This is a genomic window from Megasphaera intestinihominis (assembly GCF_040096415.1).
Classification (GTDB): Bacteria; Bacillota; Negativicutes; order Veillonellales; family Megasphaeraceae; genus Megasphaera; species Megasphaera intestinihominis.
In genome coordinates this window covers 25,776-46,267 of sequence record NZ_JBBMEU010000003.1, presented here as the reverse complement: position 1 = coordinate 46,267, position 20,492 = coordinate 25,776, and the positions used below count along the sequence as shown (strand labels likewise).

15 protein-coding genes and 1 tRNA gene are annotated in these 20,492 nt (G+C 51.5%); 2 read left to right on the top strand and 14 right to left on the bottom strand.

The window, feature by feature from the left end:
• The first annotated feature begins 367 nt into the window (after positions 1–367).
• Positions 368–441 (top strand) — tRNA-Gly (locus WMO23_RS01165).
• 213 nt (positions 442–654) lie between these two features.
• Here the strand turns inward: WMO23_RS01165 and WMO23_RS01160 are convergent.
• From WMO23_RS01160 to WMO23_RS01135, 6 genes are all read right to left on the bottom strand, one after another.
• Positions 655–1,986, bottom strand: a complete 1,332-nt coding sequence (locus tag WMO23_RS01160) for an anaerobic nitric oxide reductase flavorubredoxin (RefSeq protein ID WP_020311847.1) — start codon at positions 1,984–1,986, stop codon at positions 655–657.
• 39 nt (positions 1,987–2,025) lie between these two features.
• Positions 2,026–2,673 carry a cupin domain-containing protein gene (locus WMO23_RS01155; RefSeq protein ID WP_074502902.1) on the bottom strand — a complete coding sequence of 216 codons (648 nt, stop codon included), beginning with the start codon at positions 2,671–2,673 and terminating at the stop codon, positions 2,026–2,028.
• 323 nt (positions 2,674–2,996) lie between these two features.
• Positions 2,997–3,425, bottom strand: coding sequence for an Hsp20/alpha crystallin family protein (locus tag WMO23_RS01150; RefSeq protein WP_020311849.1), 429 nt, complete (start codon positions 3,423–3,425; stop codon positions 2,997–2,999).
• A 95-nt stretch (positions 3,426–3,520) separates the two neighbouring features.
• Positions 3,521–3,961, bottom strand: a complete 441-nt coding sequence (locus WMO23_RS01145; protein ID WP_020311850.1) for an Hsp20/alpha crystallin family protein — start codon at positions 3,959–3,961, stop codon at positions 3,521–3,523.
• Positions 3,962–4,312: 351 nt separating this feature from the next.
• Positions 4,313–5,635, bottom strand: coding sequence for an MFS transporter (locus WMO23_RS01140; protein WP_020311851.1), 1,323 nt, complete (start codon positions 5,633–5,635; stop codon positions 4,313–4,315).
• A gap of 494 nt (positions 5,636–6,129) precedes the next feature.
• Positions 6,130–8,088, bottom strand: coding sequence for a heavy metal translocating P-type ATPase (locus tag WMO23_RS01135; RefSeq protein ID WP_020311852.1), 1,959 nt, complete (start codon positions 8,086–8,088; stop codon positions 6,130–6,132).
• Positions 8,089–8,270: 182 nt separating this feature from the next.
• On the opposite strand from WMO23_RS01135, the gene WMO23_RS01130 reads away from it, so the two are divergent.
• Positions 8,271–9,164, top strand: a complete 894-nt coding sequence (locus WMO23_RS01130; RefSeq protein ID WP_292107251.1) for a ketopantoate reductase family protein — start codon at positions 8,271–8,273, stop codon at positions 9,162–9,164.
• Between the two features lie 297 nt (positions 9,165–9,461).
• Here WMO23_RS01130 and WMO23_RS01125 read toward each other — a convergent pair whose 3' ends face one another.
• From WMO23_RS01125 to WMO23_RS01090, 8 genes are all read right to left on the bottom strand, one after another.
• Entirely contained in the window at positions 9,462–10,610 is a 1,149-nt protein-coding gene (locus WMO23_RS01125; protein ID WP_020311647.1) for an acyl-CoA dehydrogenase, read from the bottom strand.
• Positions 10,611–10,808: 198 nt separating this feature from the next.
• On the bottom strand, positions 10,809–11,927 hold the full coding sequence (locus WMO23_RS01120) for a 2-hydroxyacyl-CoA dehydratase subunit D (protein ID WP_014015709.1): 1,119 nt from the start codon (positions 11,925–11,927) through the stop codon (positions 10,809–10,811).
• Positions 11,927–13,213 carry a 2-hydroxyacyl-CoA dehydratase subunit D gene (locus WMO23_RS01115; protein WP_020311648.1) on the bottom strand — a complete coding sequence of 429 codons (1,287 nt, stop codon included), beginning with the start codon at positions 13,211–13,213 and terminating at the stop codon, positions 11,927–11,929. Before WMO23_RS01115 ends, WMO23_RS01120 begins: the two co-directional genes overlap by 1 nt.
• A gap of 21 nt (positions 13,214–13,234) precedes the next feature.
• Positions 13,235–14,011 carry an acyl-CoA dehydratase activase gene (locus tag WMO23_RS01110; protein WP_014015707.1) on the bottom strand — a complete coding sequence of 259 codons (777 nt, stop codon included), beginning with the start codon at positions 14,009–14,011 and terminating at the stop codon, positions 13,235–13,237.
• A 25-nt stretch (positions 14,012–14,036) separates the two neighbouring features.
• Positions 14,037–14,951 (bottom strand): VOC family protein, encoded by a 915-nt coding sequence (locus WMO23_RS01105; protein WP_349173052.1) that lies wholly within the window; start codon positions 14,949–14,951, stop codon positions 14,037–14,039.
• Positions 14,948–16,501, bottom strand: a complete 1,554-nt coding sequence (pct, locus tag WMO23_RS01100; RefSeq protein ID WP_020311649.1) for a propanoyl-CoA transferase Pct — start codon at positions 16,499–16,501, stop codon at positions 14,948–14,950. The genes WMO23_RS01105 and pct overlap by 4 nt, the downstream gene beginning before the upstream one ends.
• Before the next feature lie 815 nt (positions 16,502–17,316).
• Positions 17,317–18,837 carry an L-lactate permease gene (locus WMO23_RS01095; protein ID WP_292298405.1) on the bottom strand — a complete coding sequence of 507 codons (1,521 nt, stop codon included), beginning with the start codon at positions 18,835–18,837 and terminating at the stop codon, positions 17,317–17,319.
• Between the two features lie 313 nt (positions 18,838–19,150).
• Complete coding sequence (locus WMO23_RS01090; protein WP_020311651.1) at positions 19,151–20,047, bottom strand: mechanosensitive ion channel family protein; 897 nt, start codon at positions 20,045–20,047, stop codon at positions 19,151–19,153.
• Between the last annotated feature and the right edge of the window lie 445 nt (positions 20,048–20,492).

Sequence of the window (20,492 nt, the reverse complement as noted above, 5' to 3'; positions counted from 1 at the left end):
TTATTACCATTTCATTCATAAATCATTGCCCCTTTTTATTTTCCATAAAATCGCTTAACCATGCGGTTTATAGGCCCTTTAAAGCTTGTATTCCATAAATGTAGAGCTTGTATTCAGGGTCAAACTGCACCCCTCCTGCACCCCTTTTGAAGAAAAATCACTAAAAATCAGCGAAAATGTACAGTAAAACAATTACTCAGAAAATCAATAAAAAAGGCGGAAAAAGCTAGATTTTATCTGCTTTTCCGCCTATTGTTAACCATTATAAAAGGCCGTGAGGCCTTATTTTACCAGTATTTCAAGAAAATTCTTCGAAAACCTTTACAAACCGCATGAATACTGGTAAAATGAATAAGTAAAAGTTCATGCGGGTGTAATTCAGTGGTAGAATACGAGCTTCCCAAGCTTGGTACGAGGGTTCGATCCCCTTCATCCGCTCCAGAATAAAAAAAGGGCTGTCGCATGTGCGACAGCCTTTTTTTGTAGGGGCGCCCATGTGGGGCGCCCGCTCACACAAATCCGGTTCGCAAGTATTATCACTTTAAATTTAAAGCAACCTCTCCGGCCTTTCAGGCCACCTCCCCTATAAGGGGAGGCAAGAGCTAGTAGCCAGCTACTAGCCACGAGCCACTAACCACGAGCCACATTCCCTACTTAGCCGGCATAGCCGCGTTTTACGCCTTCACGGGCATCTTTTTCCCAATCTTCGAAATGTTCTTTAGCAGCCTTGCCAATCTGTTCGTCGTTGTTGTAATCGCCGAGTTCGGTCTGGACTTCATCTTCCTTGGCTTCGGAAGCGTTGACGGCTGCTGCGAAATCACGACCGTATTGGCGGCATGTTTCCTGGGTTGCCTGGTCCGGGTTCCACTGGCAGCGCAGGCCGTCGTTGACGACGTCGAAGCCGGCACCCTGGAGGAGAGCTGTAATCTGTTTGACAGCTTCACCGCTCCAGCCATAGCTGCCGAAAGCAGCGGCTTTCTTATTCTTGAATTTCAGGCCGCGGATCATTTCCATGATGCCGCCGATGGAGAAGAGGAAGCCATAGTTGATGGTCGGCGAGCCGACGAGGATGGCTTTCGATTTGAAGACTTCCGTAACGATGTCGTTCTTGTCATCGACAGCGGAGTTAAAAAGTTTCACTGTCAGCGTCGGATCCGTTTCGCGCAGGCCTTCGGCGATGCATTCAGCCATGCGGCGCGTGGAATTCCACATCGTATCATAAATGATGGTGATCTGGTTTTCCTGGTAAGCTTTGGCCCAATCCTGATATTTGGCGACGATTTTCAGGGGATCTTTGCGCCAGATGACACCGTGGCTCGGGCAAATCATGTTGACCGGGACACCCATCTTGAGGATTTCATCGATTTTCCGCGTAACCATGGGGCTGTAGAGGTTGAGGATATTGGCATAGTATTTCATGGCTTCCTGATAGAGTTCTGCCTGGTCTACGCAGTCATTGTACATTCTTTCGCTGGCATAGTGCTGACCGAAACCGTCGTTGCTGAAGAGGATGTTTTCGCCGGTCATATAAGTGAACATCGTATCCGGCCAATGGAGCATAGCGGCTTCGATGAAGACGAGCTGGCTGTCGCCCAGGTCCAGGGTATCGCCGGTCTTGACGTTGACGAAGTTCCAATCCTGGTGATAGAGGCCGCGCAGGATGGCTTCCCCTTTCTTGGTGCAGTAAATCGGCGTATCCGGGATTTCCCGCATCAGTGCCGGCAAAGCGCCGCTGTGGTCGTTTTCATTGTGGTTCATGACGATATAGTCGATGTCTTTGAGGTCGATTTCCTTCTTCAGGTTAGCGACGAATTCGTCGTCAAAGGGTTTCCAGACCGTATCCATGAGGACCGTCTTTTTATCGCGGATCAAGTAGGAGTTGTACGAAGAGCCCTTTTCTGTCGAATATTCATGGCCGTGGAATTCGTTCAATTCCCAGTCGATTTTACCTACCCAAGTCACTTTTTCTGTAATTTTTTTACCCATGATGATCGTCTCCTTTTCAGTTATCTCTATATGATAAAATTATTCTAACGTAAGCAACAATGCCATTTTAAAGGGTCCATCGGCAGTGATGGCATGGCGGCCGTTCTTGGCAAAAGCAAAGTTTTCGCCGGCCTTGATTTCATGATCTTCGCCTTCATAGCGGATGACGGCTTTGCCTTCCAGGGCAAAAATCAAGGCTTCACCGGGAGCAGCGTGTTCCGAAAGACCTGTGCCGGCGCCGAAGCTCATGACAACGAATTTGACTTTAGGCGACTGGATAATGTCGCGGTTGATGATCTTACCATCCTGATAAGGCACGAGGCCTGCCAAAGAGAAAATCTTGCCTGCATCGATGTTCATAAGGAATTCCTCCTCTACTGTAAGTTCCGTATAGACCGCCCCATCGCGGCTCTTCATGCCAACGGGTACGGACGGCGGTGCGATGATGGCCTGACCAGCCACCAGATTATGTTCTTCCCCCGGCCAGTGAACGGTCAGCGTACCGTCAGCGACATAGAGGAGTTTCGCCTGCCTGTAGATTTCCGGACTGATGTCCGTACCGGCAGCCAGGGAAAAGTAAAAGACTTGATACTGGGCTTCATTGACCAGTTCTTTAGAAATCGTACAGCCGGCCACTGGGGCATTATCACGGCTGATAGAAAAGATATGGCCTTTCGTTTCTTTCATTCCACTCACCTCGTTTTTTCTTTCCCTTCGATGTGTTAAGTATACGTTTTTTTCATCATTATGTCTGTTGTAATTACAACAGATAATAGAATTTCTCAATTATAAAAAAAATAGGCGTCGCATTAAGCGATGCCTATTTTTAGCAGCCAGCAGTCAGCGGTTAGCAGATAGCTTTAAATCAACCTCTCAGACCGCCTTCGGCGGCCAGCTCCCCTATTATGGGAGCCTTGAGGACTGCCTCTACGAGCTGCTAGCCACTAACTGCTAGCCACTAGCCACTAAAAAAAGACCTGCCGTGTATGCGGTAGGTCTTTTTTTCATCCTCACTGGATTTCAATGGTGTTGGTCGGTTGTGCCTGTTGGGCATCTTTCGGGAGAGTTACGGTCAGGACGCCATCTTTGAAAGCAGCCTGGATACCTTCTTTCTGAATACCTGTGACAGGGAACTGACGGCAGAAGGACGAACTCGAACGTTCTTTGCAGATGTAGTTGTGCTGTTCGTCTTGCGAATCCTTCTGTTCGTTGTGGCTGGCAGCCAAAGTCAGGACGTTGTTGTCGTAGCTCAGATGGATGTCTTCTTTCTGGACGCCCGGCAGATCAGCGGTCATAACGTATTCGCTGCCTTTGTCTTCAATGTCGACTTTCGGCATCGTGCTGGAGAATTCACTCGGCCACATGAAGCGATTGAAGAAGTTATCAAAAACATCGGGAACGGAAAATTCATTATCAACAACTGGGAATAAGCTATTCATAAGTCATGCCTTCTTTTTACGTAAGTTTGAACACCATATATCAAACATTGAATACAAGGGAGTTTGGCGGGTGCCCCACGTGGGCGCCCCTACAATTATTTGACTTCAATGCGGTGGGCTTCAGCCACTTTCTTCGGGTCTTCTTTCGGCAGGGTTACGGTCAGGACGCCGTCTTTAAAGGCTGCCTGGATGCCATCTTTCTGGATGTTGCGGACCGTGAACTGACGGCAGAACGTATGGCTGCTGCGTTCTTTGCGGATATATTTCTTCTTATCGTCTTTTTCATCTTTCTTTTCTTCGTGTTTAGCCGTCAAAGTCAGGATGTCATCGTTGTAGCTGACGTTGATGTCTTCTTTGGCAATGCCCGGCAGGTCCGTCGTCAGGATGTAGGCCTTATCGGTATCTTCGATATCTACCTGCGGGACGCGGTAGTTGCCTTCTGTCGGATTTTCAAAGCTGTTGAAGAAGTTGTCAAAAATCGTATCAGGGAATACAAAATCACTGTTCGTTACAACTGGAAATAAACCTTTCATCATAATCATTACCCTCTTTCAACACATCGTTCATTGTTGCTATGAGTGAACCTTCTTTTCAGTTCTGTTCTTTTGACCTTTTTGCTTATCTCTCTGTAACCTCTTCCTGATTACAGCTATATCATAGACCCTATTAGCACTCTTGTCAAGTGAGTGCTAATAAAAAATTTCAAAAAAAGTGCTGTCGCGTAAACGACAGCACTTTTTAGTGGTTAGCAGCTAGCCGTTAGGGGCTAGTAAAAGAAACCTCTCCGCCCTTTCAGGCTACCTCCCCTGTTAAGGGAGGCAAAGAACGCGGTCTGCGGTCTGCGAACGGCGGGCCGCCCTTTGGGACGGCCCCTACGAGCCACTAAATTACTTATCCTGCGGGACGAGTTGTTTGCCCGGTTTTACGAAGATCCAGGCTACGATGGCGATGATGCCGAACAGGGACGTTGCCGTGAAGGCGTTGTTCCAGCCGTAGTTGGTGACGAAGAAGGCCGTGACGATAGGAGCCAGGACGCCGCCGATGTTGCCCCAGAGGTTGATCCAGCCGGAAACGGAACCGGTGTATTTACCACCCAGGGAGATGACGGAAGACCAGCTGGCGCTCATAGCAAAGCCCAAGGCACCGAGGGAAACGGACATCCAGAAGATGTTCATGGCCGGGTCAGCCGTATGGGATGCGATGTACAGGCCGAGGGATGTAACGGCGACGCCGGCCATAGCCGTGACGGTGCGCATCTTATACTGCATTTCGCTGTGGCTGCCATTGGCAATCTTGTCGGAAACGAAGCCGGCCAGGAAGACCATAGCCATCAGTGCGATCCAAGGGCAGGAAGCCCAGAAGCCCATGGATTTCAAGGACATGTTGTGAACTTCAGTCAGGTACATGGGCAGCCATGCCAGGAAGACGTACATGATGTAGTCGACGACCATGAACTGGATGCCGACAGCCCAGAACTGAGTCGAGCGGAGGAACTTATGCCAGGGAGCGACGGCTTTCTTCAGGGAGTCAGCCGAACGGCCTTCGTTGATGTATGCAGCTTCTTCAGCATTGACATAGGGACTGTCTGCCGGATTGTCGCAGGCGAAGCGGTGCCATACCCAGGCCAGGGCGACGCCGACGAGACCGAAGATGATGAAGACGGCGTGCCAGCCGAAGAGCCCCATGAGAGCGACCGTTGCGACCGGGCCGACGACGGGGCCGAAGAAGGTCCCTAACAGGATGGACGAGCTGGCCTTGCCTTTTTCGTGTTTATTGAACCATGTAAAGGTAGCGGCCCCTAAGGACGGAAAGACAGGGCCTTCGCCGATGCCGAAAGCCAGGCGGACAGCGGCGAAGCTGATCTTGCCTTTAGCTAAAGCCGTCAAGGCCGTGAAGACGGACCACCAGAGGATGGCCAAAGCCCCGGTCTTGCGCATACCGAACTTTTCAGCCAAAATACCGCCAGGGACCTGCATCAAAGCGTAGCTGGCGAAGAAACAGGTCTGAATGAAGCCCATGTCGATTTTCGTGAAGCCGAATTCCTGCATGATGACCGGCGTCGCGACGGAAAGGTTGACGCGGTCCATGTAAGCGACGAAACTGATTAAGAAGATTAAAAACGCGATTTTCCATCGGAAGTTTGTCATCGTGCCGGCAACAGCCCGCGTTTCAGCTGCAGCGGTCATGATCTTACCCATTGCTTTTTCCATAGCCAATACCTCTTTACATGAATACCAAAATACCCAAGAAATAATTTAATAATGAATACTGTACGAGGCACACTCAGAGGATATAAAAAACCCCTGCTGCTCCAGTGGAGCAACAGGGGCGATGATTCGCGGTACCACCCTGTCATTATACTCAACGTCTTTGACAGACATCCTATAACGCGGGATTGCGTCTGTACCTCAATTCCCTAGAAAAACAGTCAGTACAGAAACTCCCGGGCGAAGTCGGACGATTGCACCTCGCCGGATTCACAGCACCGCCGGCTCTCTGAAGAGGATCAGGATTCGTCTTTTACCCGTTCATCGTCATTATATCCGCACTGCTTTCACAGTGCTCTGTTTGTGTGATGTGCCTATTATCCCTGAAAAGAGGCTGGTTGTCAAGGACTTTTGTTAATATTTTTAAATTTTCTTTCGTTAAACGTTATATTTTCAATTTAGTTAAACGTTTTTATTACCAATTTTCCAGAAAGACTTTATTTTTTGTAAAGCATGCGTACCGAATTGAGGACACAAAGGGCGGCGACGCCGGAATCGGCAAAGACGGCAGCCCACATGGAAGCATAACCGGCAAACCCGGCAATCATGACGACGCCTTTGACGCCTAAGGCAAAGACGACGTTTTCCATGGCAATCTTCATGGTTTCCCGGGACAGGTGGAGTGCTGCCGGTACGGCGCTGACCCGGGACTGCATGAAGACGACGTCAGCCGCTTCGACGGCTGCATCGGCACCACTGCCCATAGCAGCGCCGACATCGGCACCGGCCAGGACAGGTGCATCGTTGATGCCGTCGCCGACGAAGAGGACCGGCCCGTATTGCTTACGCAGGGCATCCATCTGATTGACTTTATCCTGCGGCAGCAGCTTGGCCCGGACGTCGTCGATGCCCGTCTTAGAGGCGATGTAATCTGCGGCTTTCTGAGAATCACCGGTAAGCATGGCCGTCGTGATGCCCATGCGGGAAATAGCCTTGACGGCGTCGACAGCGTCTTCTTTGATGGTGTCCGAAATGACCAAGCGGCCGGCATAGGCCCCATCGATGGCGACGTACAGTTCCGAGCCGTACTCGACGTCGTCCATGGCCGGCAGGACGATGTGGCGGGTATCCATGAGCTGGCGGTTGCCGCAGAGGACGCTATGGCTGCCGACCTGGGCTTTCAGGCCCTGCCCGGCGATTTCTTCCATTTCCGACGGCTCGGTCAGGCTCAGGCCCTGTTCACAGGCCTGGGCGACGACACTGCGGGCAATGGGATGGTTCGACGCCTGTTCTGCCGACGCGCAGAGGCAGAGGACGTCATCGGCACTGCGGTTATCGGCCGGAACGACCTGGTGGACGACGAAGTTACCTTTGGTAATGGTACCGGTCTTATCGAAGACGACGGCGCCGATGTGCTTCATCTGTTCCATGGCAATACCGCCCTTGAAGAGGATGCCCTGTTTCGACGCCGCACCGATACCGGCGAAGAAGCTCAGGGGTACGCTGAGGACCAGGGCGCAGGGGCAGCTGATGACCAGGAAAGTCAAAGCCGTATAAATCCAGTAGTGCCACTGACCGGTCACCAGGGACGGGATGATGGCCGTAGCCGCGGCGATGGCGACGACAGCCGGTGTATAGATGCGGGAAAAGCGCGTAATGAAACGGTCGATTTTCGGCTTGCGCGCCGCTGCCCGTTCGACGGATTCCAAAATCTTCGTGACCATCGATTCTGCCAGGGGCTTGGTCACTTTGACGTGGAGGACGCCAGACGTATTGATGCTGCCCGACAGGACTTCCGAGCCTTCCCGGCAGATGACCGGAACCGGTTCCCCTGTCAGGGCCGACGTATCGATGAGGCTTTCGCCGGCCATGACGACACCGTCCAAGGGGATGCGGTCACCGACGCGGACGACGACGACATCACCGGCAGCAGCGTCCTTGGCCGGGATGGTGACCGTCGAGCCATCGGCCGTTACGCGATGGACGACTTCCGGGCGCATATCGATGGCGGCGGCCACCTGCTTGCGGCTGCGGTTGACGGCCCGGTCTTCCATGGCTTCGCCGATGCGGCTGAAGAGCATGACGGCGACGGCTTCTGGATAGTCACCGATGGCAAAGGCGCCGATGGTAGCCACGGCCATGAGAAAATTTTCATCGAAAGGCTGGCGCTTCATGATGTTTTCTCCAGCTTCCCGCAGAACGCCGTAGCCTAAGAGCAGATAGGCGATGATATAGGCGGGAAGGGAAAAATCATCGGGAATGATGCCGGCCAGGTAGGTGACTAAAAAGAGCACCGTCCCGGCGACGAGGGTCCACAAGGGACTTTCTTCTTCGTCATCATCGTCGTCACCGCAGCAGCCGCAAGTGCCGACAGCATCCATTTTGACGGCTTCGTCTTCGTCGTGATGGCCGTTGCAGCAGGAACAGCCCTGGTCTTTCAAAAATTCTTCTGCCATAGATATGCCTCCTTCAGGGACTCACTTTTTATTCGCCTTCATGATACCATTAAAGTTAAATATGTTCAAGCGTTCATATGTTATCTACACATACTTTTTAGGCATACCCTCCCCTATTTGCCGTTTATCCAGCCCTGTGCGATAATAAGGTGTACTTTATTATCGAAAGAGGGGTTGATACTATGAAAATCATGATTACCGGCATCGGCGGCGTCGGGGGATATATCGCGTCCGTCCTCTGTGCCAATTATGATGACGTAACACTCATTGCCCGGCGGAAGCGCAAAGAATCGCTCCAGACAAAGGGCCTCGTCGTCCACAGTGACTTCTTCGGCGACCACACGGCCCATCCGGCCGTCACGGACGATCCCGCCTCGGCAGGCATCCAGGACGTCATCTTCGTCTGCGTCAAGAATTATTCCCTGGAAGCGGCTCTGACGGCGGTCCTGCCCTGCATCGGCGACGATACGATCGTCGTCCCTGTCCTCAACGGCTTCACCTATCACGATACGGCAGCGGCCCTCATGAAGCGCGGAAAAATCGTCGATTCGGCCATCTACATCACGTCATCTTATAAAGAAGACTACTCCATCCGCCAGGAAGGGCGCTTTGCCCGTATTTACATCGGCTCGGACGACGCCGATGCGACGAAGAAAGTCTACGGCATCCTCAACCATCCAGGCCTGACCTGCTGCATCGCCGAGAACATCACCGTCGAAATCTGGCGCAAATTCATCCTCAACTGCGCTTATAACGTCCTGACGGCGTACTATCGGACATCCATCGGCGGCGCCCTCTCCCAGCTCCATGGCAGGGAAGAATTCCGGGCTCTCCTGCAGGAAGCCTATGACGTCGGCAAGGCCGCCGGCGTCCCCCTGCCCGACGACATCGTCGACGACCAGTACGACCGCATCTTAGGCAGCGACGACATGGATGCCACGAGCTCCCTCGAGCGGGACATCGCCGCCGGCCACCAGAGCGAACTGGATACCTTCAGCGGCGCCCTCATCCGCCTGGCCCGCCAGTACGGCGTGCCCGTGCCCATGTCGGAGAAATGTTACCGGGCGTTGGTGTAGGGGCGCCCATACGGGCGCCGCAGGCCGCAGTGTAAAGCCCCGTTAAGTGGTTAGTGGCTCGTGGCTAGTGGTTAGGGGCTGGCTTACGCATTACTGTAGCAAGACCCCTCAGACCGCCTGGAGCGGCCAGCTCCCCTTCTCAGGGGAGCCACTACAAACTGCAAATTACAAATACGAAAAAGAGAGGCTGTCGCATCGGCGACAGCCTCTCTTTGTAAGCGGTTTTATCTCATACTGTTTTATACTATTTCTATACGTGTTTCAAAAGGAGGAGAGTTCTGTTAGGAAACTCTTTGACTATCTGAGGATGGCGCCAGAGATAACCATCTGCTGTACCTGGTTGGTGCCTTCGTAGATCTGAGTGATCTTAGCATCGCGCATGTAGCGTTCAACCGGATATTCGCGAGTGAAGCCATAGCCGCCGAATACCTGGACAGCATCGGTGGTGACCTGCATAGCTACGTCAGAAGCATATTTCTTAGCGATAGCTGCATCTACGGAGTAGGATTTAACGTCAGGCTGAGCCATTTTCCAAGCTGCTTTGTAGACAGCGAGGCGAGCCGTTTCGATTTTGAGTTTCATGTCAGCGAGCATGAAGCTGATAGCCTGGAATTTAGCGATCGGTTTGCCGAACTGTGTACGTTCTTTAGCATACTGAACAGCTGCATTGTAAGCACCTTCAGCAATGCCGAGAGCCTGTGCGCCAACGCCAACACGGCCGCCGTCGAGGGTCATCATAGCGATCTTGAAGCCTTCGCCTTCTTTGCCGAGGAGGTTTTCAGCCGGAACTTTTACGTTCTGGAATACGAGTTCACGCTGTACGGAAGCGCGGATACCCATTTTAACTTCTTTTTTGCCATAGGTAAAGCCTTCCATGCCTTTTTCGAGGATGAAAGCGCTCATGCCTTTAGCGCCTTTGGATTTGTCCGTGGAAGCGAATACGACAGTAACGTCAGCTTCGCCGCCGTTGGTGTTGAAGACTTTGGAGCCGTTCAAGGTGTAGCTGCCATCTTCGTTTTTCGTAGCGACTGTGGAGCCGTTCAAAGCGTCGGTACCAGCATTCGGTTCGGTGAGGCCGAAAGCGCCGAGTTTTGTGCCTTCTGCGAGGGGTTTGAGGAATTTAGCTTTCTGTTCAGCTGTGCCAAATTTCCAGATCGGCCAGGAGCAGAGCATAGTGTGTACTTCAAAGCTGAGTGCGATGGAGGGGTCAACTTTAGCTACTTCTTCGCAAGCAACTGCGAGGCTGAGGAAGTCAGCACCTACGCCGCCGTTTTCTTCTTCCCAAGGAATACCGAGAAGGCCGAGAGTACCCATTTCGTCGAGGATAGCGCGGTCAAAGACTTCTTTTTCGTCGCGATCTTTGACAGTGGGAGCTAATTTTTTTTCTGCAAAATCTTTTGCGAGATTTGCGATATCTTGCTGTAATTCAGAAAGTTTGAATTCCATGATTGAGTTTCCTCCTAAAAGATTGTATATATGGTTTTTATTTAAAAACGGCAGAGCCGTCTTTAAAGCGTCATGAACAGCCCACAGCCCGCACAACGCGGGCTGCAAGCTGCCATACTGTCTGCCGGAGCAGGCAATTTATCCTGTAGCAGGCACCTTTCGGAGTCCCGCCCAGATGGCTGATGGATCAGGCGATTCTTAGAGAATTTCCGAGAAAGCCTGGATACGGGTGCGGAGCTGTTCGAGCGACGGAGATTCGATGTCGAGGTCGAGGACGGTGTAACGGACACCGGCTGCTTCGAATTCCGGTTTGTAAATCGGATAGTCGAATTCTTCCGGATCGCAGAAGCGCATCATGCAGATGACGACAGCGTCAGCATTGTATTTCTTGGTCATGTCGATGAGCATCTGGCCACGCGGTTTGTCTTCGTTCAAAGCGAGCGGGCAGCCATCGAAGTCCTGCCACTGCTGAGCGAGCTGTTCGAGGGGATCGATGCCGGACGGTACGTCTGTACGGAACTGGCGGGATTCCTGAGCGAGGTCGTCAGCGACGACAGCGATGTTGAATTCGCTGAAGATGTCGAGGAATTCATCCGGTTCTGCCATGATACCGGAGAGGATGACTTTTTTGCCATTCCACGGCTGTACCGGTTCTTTCTTGACAGCGTCGATAAGTTCGCGGACCAAAGCGGTGTGTTCAGCTTTGTCCATGAACCAGCGGGCTTTGATGACGTCATGGCGTTTGACCGGAGTGAAGATCTGCGGGTACTGAGCAGCTACGTCGCAGAATTCACGCATAACCTGACGGTTTTCGTTGTATACTTTGATAGCTTCCTGGATAGCCAGGTCGGAGATTTTTACGTTGAGGATACGTTCCAATTCAGTGCGGACATGTTCGTATTCAGCTTTGAGGAAGTCGACAGCCGGGCGGATCTTACGGTTCTGGGGCTGTGTGAAGACGATGACCGGAGCTTTGCCGTGCCATTTCTGGCTCATGCAGCGGAGGGTATCGCAGGGAACGGAGAAGATGACAGCGTCGAGGCAGTCATACGTGCCGTTGAGCTGGAGTTCCATGTCAGCCTGCATCAAGGAACAAGCGAACGGAGGAAGGTATGTACGAGCTGCGGAGATCTGCGGGTTCTGGGAGCCGAACATGCCTACCGGGAGATAGCCTGCAGCGTATACGATTTCTTCCGGAGCGTAGTAAGGCATCATGCCTACGAGGCCTTTGCCCTGTTTTTTATAATTCAAAACCGTCTTCTGGGGATGGTTGGATACTTCCTGTAATTTGCTGATAAGTTCGTCGATCTGACTCATTAGTGGTTTCCTCCTTCATTGGCTTTTTTGTCTGCCATCATTTCTGCCAAAGCTTCTACGCGGGTATCGAACTGTGCTTCCGAGAAGTTACGAGCATCGGTCTGGTCGCCGTCGAAAATGACATACGGTACGCCGAGGTTCTTCTGGACGCGCTGGCCACCTTCGTTGTTGAGGAGGCTCATGTTCTTGCAGGAACGGTTCTGATGCATGATCAAGCCGTCGCATTTGCCGTCGCGGACAACTTTTTCAAGAACAGCGCCGCGCTGTTCGAGGCAGCAGTTGATATATGTACGGGAATAAGCTTCTGCCATGGATTCGAGGTCGCCCGGTTCGTAGGAAACGTCCCACATGCCAGGATAAGCGGAACCAGTCATGAGAGCGCCCTGACCTTTGAGTTCTTTGAAGGTGTGGCCGAGAGCGATCCAGACAGCGATACCTTCCCAGGTAACACGGGATTTTTCGTTTTCACCGAAAGCCCATTTCTTATTAGCTACTTTTTCGTCCAATTCTTTGAGGAATTTGTTGAACGTGATTTCCGAGTAGTTCAAGGAGCGGGCAGCAACGGCGAGGCCCATGTAGTTGAAGAGGTCGAAGCCGTTGAGCGGCGACGGTTTGTACTGGAAGTACGTAGCGATTTTGTTCCAGGCAGCGATGGAGCGCTGTGTCTGTTTCTGTACTTCGAAGAATTTGTCATAGTCGAAGGGACGGCCGCAGAGGTCTTCGAGCTGTTTGATAGCGTGTTTGAATTCGCCGACGATGTACTGTTTAGCGTGTTTCGTAACAGGGAATTCATGGTTGAACGGTACGTCGATGTTGATGAGAGGTACGTTCAATTCTTTAGCCAAGTTTTCATACCATTTGAGCAAGGTATTGCAGATGTTGTTGCAAGTGAGGACAACATCCGGAAGGGGAATCGGAGAAGCCGGGGAGTTTTTGAGGACTTCCGGCGTTTCGCCTGTCAGAGCCTGCTGTTTGAGGAGTTCCATGTAGCCCATGTTGACGCGGCAGTAGGAACAGATGTCCTGGTTGTAACCTTTGTTTTCAGCAACTTCGAGCATGGCCGGAGCACCGTGACGGGCACCGATACCAGCTGCGTGAGTTTCCGGATAGACGATGGCGATGTCCATAGCCGTGCAGAATTCCGGAGGAGCGACAGAAGCGGACCAGCAAACGAGGCGGCCTTCTTTTTTCGCTTTACGTGCGTCTTCATCGACTTTCGGCAAGAAGTAACCAAGGGCTTCCTTGGAGCTCATGCTTTCAATATCTACTGTTTTTTCTTCACTCATGATTTTGTTCTCTCCTTTGACTTATTTCTTGATTTTATCATAAGCAATCAAAGCAGCTCCGAGAGCACCCACCGCTTGGGGATGCAGAGCGACTCTGACAGGAATACCTAATTCTTTCGATACGGCATCGACGACGCCGGGATCGCGGGAGCCACCGCCGGTCATGGTCAGGTCTTCACCGACACCGACGCGGCGCACGAGAGCGCAGGCTTTGGCGGCGATGGACTGATGGACACCGGCTACGATATCTTCTTTCGGGACATTCTTGGAAAGAAGGGAAATGACTTCCGATTCAGCAAAAACCGTGCAGGTACTGCTGACGGCAGCGGGATGCTTCGATTTGAAGTACCAGTCCCCCATTTCAGACATGGGGATTTCCAGTACCTTCGACATGACGTCGAGGAAACGGCCCGTACCAGCGGCGCATTTGTCGTTCATGGCAAACTGCATGACCAGGCCCTGGCCATTCAATTTGATGGACTTGACGTCCTGACCGCCGATATCGAGGATGGTCGTCGTACCGGGGCATTCAAAGAGGGCCCCTTTGGCATGGCACGTGATTTCGCTGACTTCGCCTTTGGCGCAGTCGACATTGAAACGGCCATAGCCTGTGGCGATGATGTTCGCCATGTCTTCAATTTTTAAGTTGGTATCTTTGAAGACTTCGTCCAAAACGCGTTCCGGACCGGTCGAACCGGTGCCGATTTCAACGACGGCATGGGCGACGATCTTCTTGCCATCTTCCAGGATGACTGCCTTGGAAGAAGAAGAACCAACGTCGATTCCGAGAGTATACACAGTTTTCACCTTTCTTTATAAAAAATCAATCATTAAAAGGGTTGGGATTGCTGCGATTGATGGGAGCTACGGTCTGGACATATTCGACGAGGATGCCGGCGTCCGTGCTGGGACGGCGGAAGTTGACGATGATATCGTCCGTTCCCCGGACGGCTTTCTTTTCGAGCATGCAACCAGGCTTCTGGCTTTCCATAATCTGACGTACCTTTTCGACATCATCCACTTCAAAGGCGATATGAGCGATACCTCCCCTGCCATGATTGAAATCTTTGAGGACCCCTTCACGGGGAATAATGAATTCGATAGGCGTACTGTTTTCACCTTTTTTAGTGAAAATGAGATCCGCATGGTAGGCGTCGACGAAACCGGAATAATCCACTTCCAGACCATTGGTCTTGATGAATTCATGGGCCTTTTCCAAGGTCGGCAAGACGATGCCGATATGGTGCAGGCGCATGGGATGCCATGTTTCGTTGAACTTCCCTTTTTCCGGGCCGAGATTCTTAACGAAAGGATTTTCGCCGCGGCCGGTGATAGGTGCTGTCGTCTGAACATATTCAACGAGGATACCCTGGTTGGTTGTCGGGCGGCGGAAGTTGACGATAATGTCGTCCGTACCCTGGACAGCTTTCTTTTCTAACATGCATCCCGGACAATCTGCTTCCATTTCCTGGCGGACAGCTTCGACATCGTCCACTTCGAAGGCGATGTGGGCAATGCCGCCGCGGCCACCATTGAATTGGGTAAGCACACCGGAGTGCGGGATAATCATTTCAATCGGGCTGGCAAATTCACCAAACTTAGTGAAAATGAGATCAGCCTGGTAAGCATCGACATAGCCGGCATAGTCGATTTCAAGTCCATTATTCTGCATGAATTCATGGGCTTTTTCTAAGGTCGGCAGGACAATGCCTACGTGGTGGAGTCGCATAGGTTTCATTTTTTCAACCCCATCGGGCCGTCCTGGAAGAGGCGGGCATCCATGAGTTTCGGATTATCAATGATCGGCTTGAAGTCCATGTGAGCGAGGATATCTTTTTCAATATCGATGCCCGGTGCGACTTCGATGAGTTTCAAGCCTTCTTTGGTCAGTTCAAATACGCAGCGTTCCGTGATGTAGAGAACGTGTTTGCCGTTGCGGGCTGCATAAGAACCGTTGAAAGTGATCTGGTCGACAGCTTTGATGAACTTCTTGGCTTTGCCTTCCTGGAGGATCTTGACTTTGCCGTCTTCGACAGCGATTTTCAAGCCGCCAGCCGTGAAGGTGCCGCAGAAGTAAACATTCGGTGTCTGCTGGGAAATGTTCGGGAAACCGCCACAGCCGGCAACGTTAGTACCGAACTTGCTGACGTTGATGTTGCCCGAGCCATCGCACTGGGCCAGGCCGAGGTAAGCGATGTCCAGACCGCCGCCATCGTAGAAGTCGAACTGATAGGTGTGGTCGATGATGGCATCGGCATTGCGGGACGAACCGAAGCGGGCACCGCCCTGGGGTACACCACCGATAGCGCCGCCTTCGACGGTCAGGGTAATGGTATCGGCGATACCTTCTTCACCGGCAACGGAAGCAACGTATTCCGGAGCACCGACGCCGAGGTTGACGACAGCGTTTTCGGTCAGTTCCAAAGCGCCGCGGCGGCCGATGATTTTCTTAGCACTCATGGGGAGAGCTGCGTCGGCAGCGCCTTCGGGAGCACGATGTTCGCCGCTGAGGGACGGATCGTATTCGCAGTCATACGTCTGCTGATGGTCTTCCGGAGCTGCTACGACGACGTAGTCGACATAGATGCCAGGGATCTTAACCATGCGCGGGTCGAGGCTGCCGTGAGCGACGACGTCTTTGACCTGGACGACGACTTTACCGCCACAGTTGTGAACGGCCTGGGCGACGGAAGTGCTTTCGAAAGGCCCGATTTCTTCATCCATGGTGATGTTGCCCGATTCATCGGCATAAGTGCCGCGGAGGAAAGCTACGTTGACCGGGAAGGTCGGATAGAAAAGCTGTTCGTGACCGTCGACTTCGATCAATTTGACCAAGTCTTCTTTGGTTACGTCATTGAGCTTGCCGCCGAGCTGACGGGGATCGAGGAAAGTTTCCAAACCGATATCTGTGAAGACGCCGAGTTTGTGGCCTGCCAAAGCGCGGAACCAATGAACCAGCGTGCCCTGCGAGAAGTTGTATGCTTCGATTTTGTTTTCAACAGCCAGTTTACCGATAGCCGGTACTGTCTGCCAGTGACCGATGATGGCGCGTTTCAAAAGACCTGTGTGTGCCAGGTGTTCTGCAGCACGGCCATCGCGTTTACCCTGGGAACCTGCGTAGATGTAAGTCAGGTTCTGCGGCGTGTTCGTATCCAAGAACCGTTTTTCCAAGGCTTTGGTCAGGGCTTCCGGATGGGCACTGCTGACAAAACCAATAGACGTAATCGTGTCGTTGTCTTTTACGAGCTGAGCTGCTTGTTCAGCTGTAATGATTTCTACTTTTCTCATTACCGTAACTTCCTCCTGCTATGTAGAGTGTACCGACGCTGTCGTCGCTACTGTCGTACGCCTTTGTGAAAATTTTCCAAAGGTGAATTACTGACTAGAATGATATCATGGAAAACCCATAACGTCAATGAATAAATCGGGACAAATTAGTCACAAGGAATAGAAAATCTACAAATCTATTCCACTTTAGAATTATAAATTTTGATATTTATAATTATTTATCGAACAACTAATTCCAAGCGAATTACGGCAATAAAATGGCTTATATATTGACATAAATAGATTAATTCATCACGTATGATTTTTAGTTTAATCGATATTATATATTAAAAAGTCGGAAACCCCTGTAAAACAGCCATGACCAAAAGGTACTGTTAAAAACCAAGCATGATAATTCGTTATAGTATGTGAAAAACGGTACTTATTCTTTCCTTCTAGAATAGTTCGTAATAGGAAGTTTAGGGGCTAGGGATTAGTGGTTAGGGGTTCGTGGCTAGTGGTTCGCCTGAATCATCTAAAAAAGCTGCCGCACGAAGCCCAGATGGCTTTATACGGCAGCCTTTTTTTGCGCTGTAGGGGTCGCCACGTGGGCGACCCGTTGGATATTTGGTGGCGCTCTCCCTAAAATGAATAATCACTCATATTCTAAGACAGGCCTATCATGATTGTATAGACATAATAGATTGGAGTATATTGAACGTTTTCACGCATATCATTTGTCATGTATAACGTCTACATCACATTTCAGGCGGGCTTGCCACGTGCAAGCCCCTACAGAAAAAGGGACTGTCGCATGTGCGACAGTCCCTTTTTCCCTACCCTACCAGGACCTGTCCGAAGTAGACGATGGCCCCTAAGAGGATGATATATGGTACATAGACTTTCATGATTGCCTGAAGGATTTCGTTATCCTTGCCGGTCAGGGAGATGGCCCCGACGGCGATGGCGATACTCTGCGGCGAAATCATCTTGCCTGCGCAGGTACCGGCCGCGTTGGCAGCAGCCAGCCAGGCTTTATTGGCGTTGATGGCGGCAGCGGCATCGGTCTGGAGGTTGCCGAAGAGGACGTTACTGGACGTACCGGAACCGGTGATGAACGTGCCGACAGAGCCGATGAGCGGTGCAATGGCCGGATACATCATGCCCGTCGCTTCGACAGCCGTGCGGGCGATATCTGACGTCATGCCGCTGTAGCCCATGACTTTAGCTGTAGCGATGACGGCGATGATGGTGATGATCGTATTGCGCAGGCCTTTGATGGTGTTCAGCAAGACGAAGAACATTTCGCTAAAACGGGCCGACTGGGCCTTACCACTGATGAAGGCTGCCAGGAGGATGAGGATGCCCGGCGTATTGACCCAGATGAAGGTATAAGGTACGCCGCCCTGACCGGTATAGATGAGGACCGACGATTTAATAGCCATGAGCGGTGCATGGATGAAGGGAACGAGTTTCGACGTCAACAATAAGAAGACGAAAATCAAGATGAAGGGCAGGCAAGCCAGCAGACCACCGCGGAGCGGTACGTGAGCCGGATTGATGTCCATGGCATATTCCGGATCGTCGATAGGACGGAAATGGGAATAAACGACGATGAGGGCCATGATGACGATAGAAGCCCCCATGACAGCCAGTTCCGGACCGACGAAGGCCGAGACGATGAGTTCCGGCACAGCCAGGCCCAGGGCCGAGAGCAGGGTAACCATGAAAACGCCTTTGAGGGCCTTCAGCGAGCCGCCGACGATGGCGACGATGATGAACGGGCAAAGGATGTTGAGCGGCAGGAGCTGCAAGCTGATATACGTCGACAGCTGGACCGGATCGAGGCCCGTCAAGTTAGCCAGGGTGCTGGCCGGGATACCGATGGAACCATACGTCGTCGGAACGGAGTTAGCAACCAGGCAGATCAGGATAGCCTTGATGGGGTCGAAACCCAGGGCAACCAGCATCGATGCCGGGATAGCGATAGCCGTACCGAAGCCGGCCATGCCTTCCATGAAGGCGCCGAAACCCCAGCCGATGAGCAGGGCCAGGACGCGGCGGTCCTTGCTGACCGTCGTCAGCATGTGCTTGACGATATCCATGCTCTTGGTGTACAAGGTCAGATTATACGTAAAGATAGCGGCGATGATGACCAGTAAAATAGGCCAGCATGCCAGGGCCACGCCTTCCAGGGCTGCCGTAGCGGCATCCATGCCCGGCATATGATACCAGGCCAGGGCGACGGCAAAAGAAATGATCAAGGCAATGGGACATGCCTTGAAGCTCTGCATCTTCAGGAAGCCCAAAGAAACGATGAGCCACAAAATAGGTGACAATGCCAATAAAAATACCATAATACAAATACCCTCTTTCTTTGTTCACTTTTGAACTTATTATATGCCCAAAAACTATTAATAATTAAATAATTAATTCCCGAACAACATGATACTATTATATAATAGAAAAAGGGCATAAATCAACAGCTTAACAATGCTATTAAAGTATAGTTCAAGCCTTAGTTAGACGAAAAACGCAAGATTATTTTTCGATTTTGGCGAATATTCTTATTTCCCGTCTTTATTCTTTTTTTCACATACTATGGATAGGGTACAAAAAAATCAGCTATTTCCTAAGAAATAGCTAAAAACATGTTCAAAAAGTAACGTTTTATTGTTCATTTTTTTGTATATAAATTACGCGCTGCGGATAAGGTATATCAATACCGTTGGCATCGAAGGTATCCTTTACCTTGGACATAGTGTCGTAATAGACGGGGTAATAATTTTCCTTGGCGACCTTGGGAAAAGCGGCGATGCGCACGGAGCTTTCGGCAAATTCGCGGATGCCGATTTCCATCGTGTCGGCATTGAGGACCCGCCTGTCTTCCCGGAATATCTGCTTCAGCAGGGCAATGGCCTTGTGATGGTCGTTCTGGTAACCGATGTCGAAGAAAAAAGTAATGTACCTTTCCTGCTGGTAAGAGCTGTTGGTCACCTGGGACGAGGTGATACTGGAATTGGGGATGAAAATCGTCTTGTTGTCTTTCGTCGTAATAGCCGTATTCATCATCTGAATCCCTTTGACGCTGCCTTCTACGCCGCCGACGGCGATCCAATCTCCGGCTTTGAAAGGCTTGAAGATCAGGATCAAAAGGCCGGAAGCGAAATTCGACAGATTGCTCTGCAAGGCCAGGCCGACAGCCAGGCCAAAGGCGCCGAACGCGGCCAGGAAGGAATTCGTCGGGATACCGGCCTTATTCAGGGCCGACAACAGGACCAAGGCCATGATGGCATAATAAATCAGCTGGCTGACAAAGGTGATGACCGTATGGTCGTAATTGGCATGGGTCATCATGCGGACAGCCAGGTTCTTGAAAGCCCGGGCCACATAGCGGCCGACGATGAAGATGACGATGGCATAGATGACATCGGGACCGTGGTTAAGCAGAAAATCCTTTAAATGGTCCAGCGTCGTGACGCTCTGCGTGACCTGGTTCTGGACATCGGCCTGGACGACGTTAGCCGCCTGCTGCGCTGTATCGGCCGTATTTTCAGCAATGTTCATATTTCGCACCCTCCTCTTGTGTGTAGTTCTATTATACCCGGGATTTTGGGTAGTGGCTAGTGGCTAGGGGTTAGGGGTTCGTAGGGGCCGACGGCCCGGCTCTCCTGCTAGGAGAGCTGTCAGCGCAGCTGACGGAGAGGTTAACCTCTCCGGCCCTTCGGGCTACCTCTCCTATGAGGAGAGGCTTCCGACGGATGCCTTACGTTACAGTTACCGTCATTCCCTCATTATACTAGAAGCGGGCTCACCACGTGCGAGCCCCTACAATTGCGCAGACAGGCGATAACTAATTCACGGCCTGTAGCCTTGCGCATAAATGTATGCAAAAAAAGGGCTTGTTGCACATGCAACAAGCCCTTTTAAGTTGCTAGTGGTTAGCAGTTAGTGATTAGAAAATTTAAATTCCATTTCTACAGACTACAAACTCCATACTGCAAACTATAAA

Coding starts and splice junctions, on each gene's coding strand:
- WMO23_RS01090 (WP_020311651.1), bottom strand. CDS start 20,047: ATGAACATTGCTGAAAATACGGCCGATACAGCGCAGCAGGCGGCTAAC.
- WMO23_RS01095 (WP_292298405.1), bottom strand. CDS start 18,837: ATGGTATTTTTATTGGCATTGTCACCTATTTTGTGGCTCATCGTTTCT.
- WMO23_RS01105 (WP_349173052.1), bottom strand. CDS start 14,951: ATGAAACCTATGCGACTCCACCACGTAGGCATTGTCCTGCCGACCTTA.
- WMO23_RS01145 (WP_020311850.1), bottom strand. CDS start 3,961: ATGATGAAAGGTTTATTTCCAGTTGTAACGAACAGTGATTTTGTATTC.
- pct (WP_020311649.1), bottom strand. CDS start 16,501: ATGAGAAAAGTAGAAATCATTACAGCTGAACAAGCAGCTCAGCTCGTA.
- WMO23_RS01130 (WP_292107251.1), top strand. CDS start 8,271: ATGAAAATCATGATTACCGGCATCGGCGGCGTCGGGGGATATATCGCG.
- WMO23_RS01150 (WP_020311849.1), bottom strand. CDS start 3,425: ATGAATAGCTTATTCCCAGTTGTTGATAATGAATTTTCCGTTCCCGAT.
- WMO23_RS01140 (WP_020311851.1), bottom strand. CDS start 5,635: ATGGAAAAAGCAATGGGTAAGATCATGACCGCTGCAGCTGAAACGCGG.
- WMO23_RS01120 (WP_014015709.1), bottom strand. CDS start 11,927: ATGAGTCAGATCGACGAACTTATCAGCAAATTACAGGAAGTATCCAAC.
- WMO23_RS01125 (WP_020311647.1), bottom strand. CDS start 10,610: ATGGAATTCAAACTTTCTGAATTACAGCAAGATATCGCAAATCTCGCA.
- WMO23_RS01115 (WP_020311648.1), bottom strand. CDS start 13,213: ATGAGTGAAGAAAAAACAGTAGATATTGAAAGCATGAGCTCCAAGGAA.
- WMO23_RS01160 (WP_020311847.1), bottom strand. CDS start 1,986: ATGGGTAAAAAAATTACAGAAAAAGTGACTTGGGTAGGTAAAATCGAC.
- WMO23_RS01155 (WP_074502902.1), bottom strand. CDS start 2,673: ATGAAAGAAACGAAAGGCCATATCTTTTCTATCAGCCGTGATAATGCC.
- WMO23_RS01135 (WP_020311852.1), bottom strand. CDS start 8,088: ATGGCAGAAGAATTTTTGAAAGACCAGGGCTGTTCCTGCTGCAACGGC.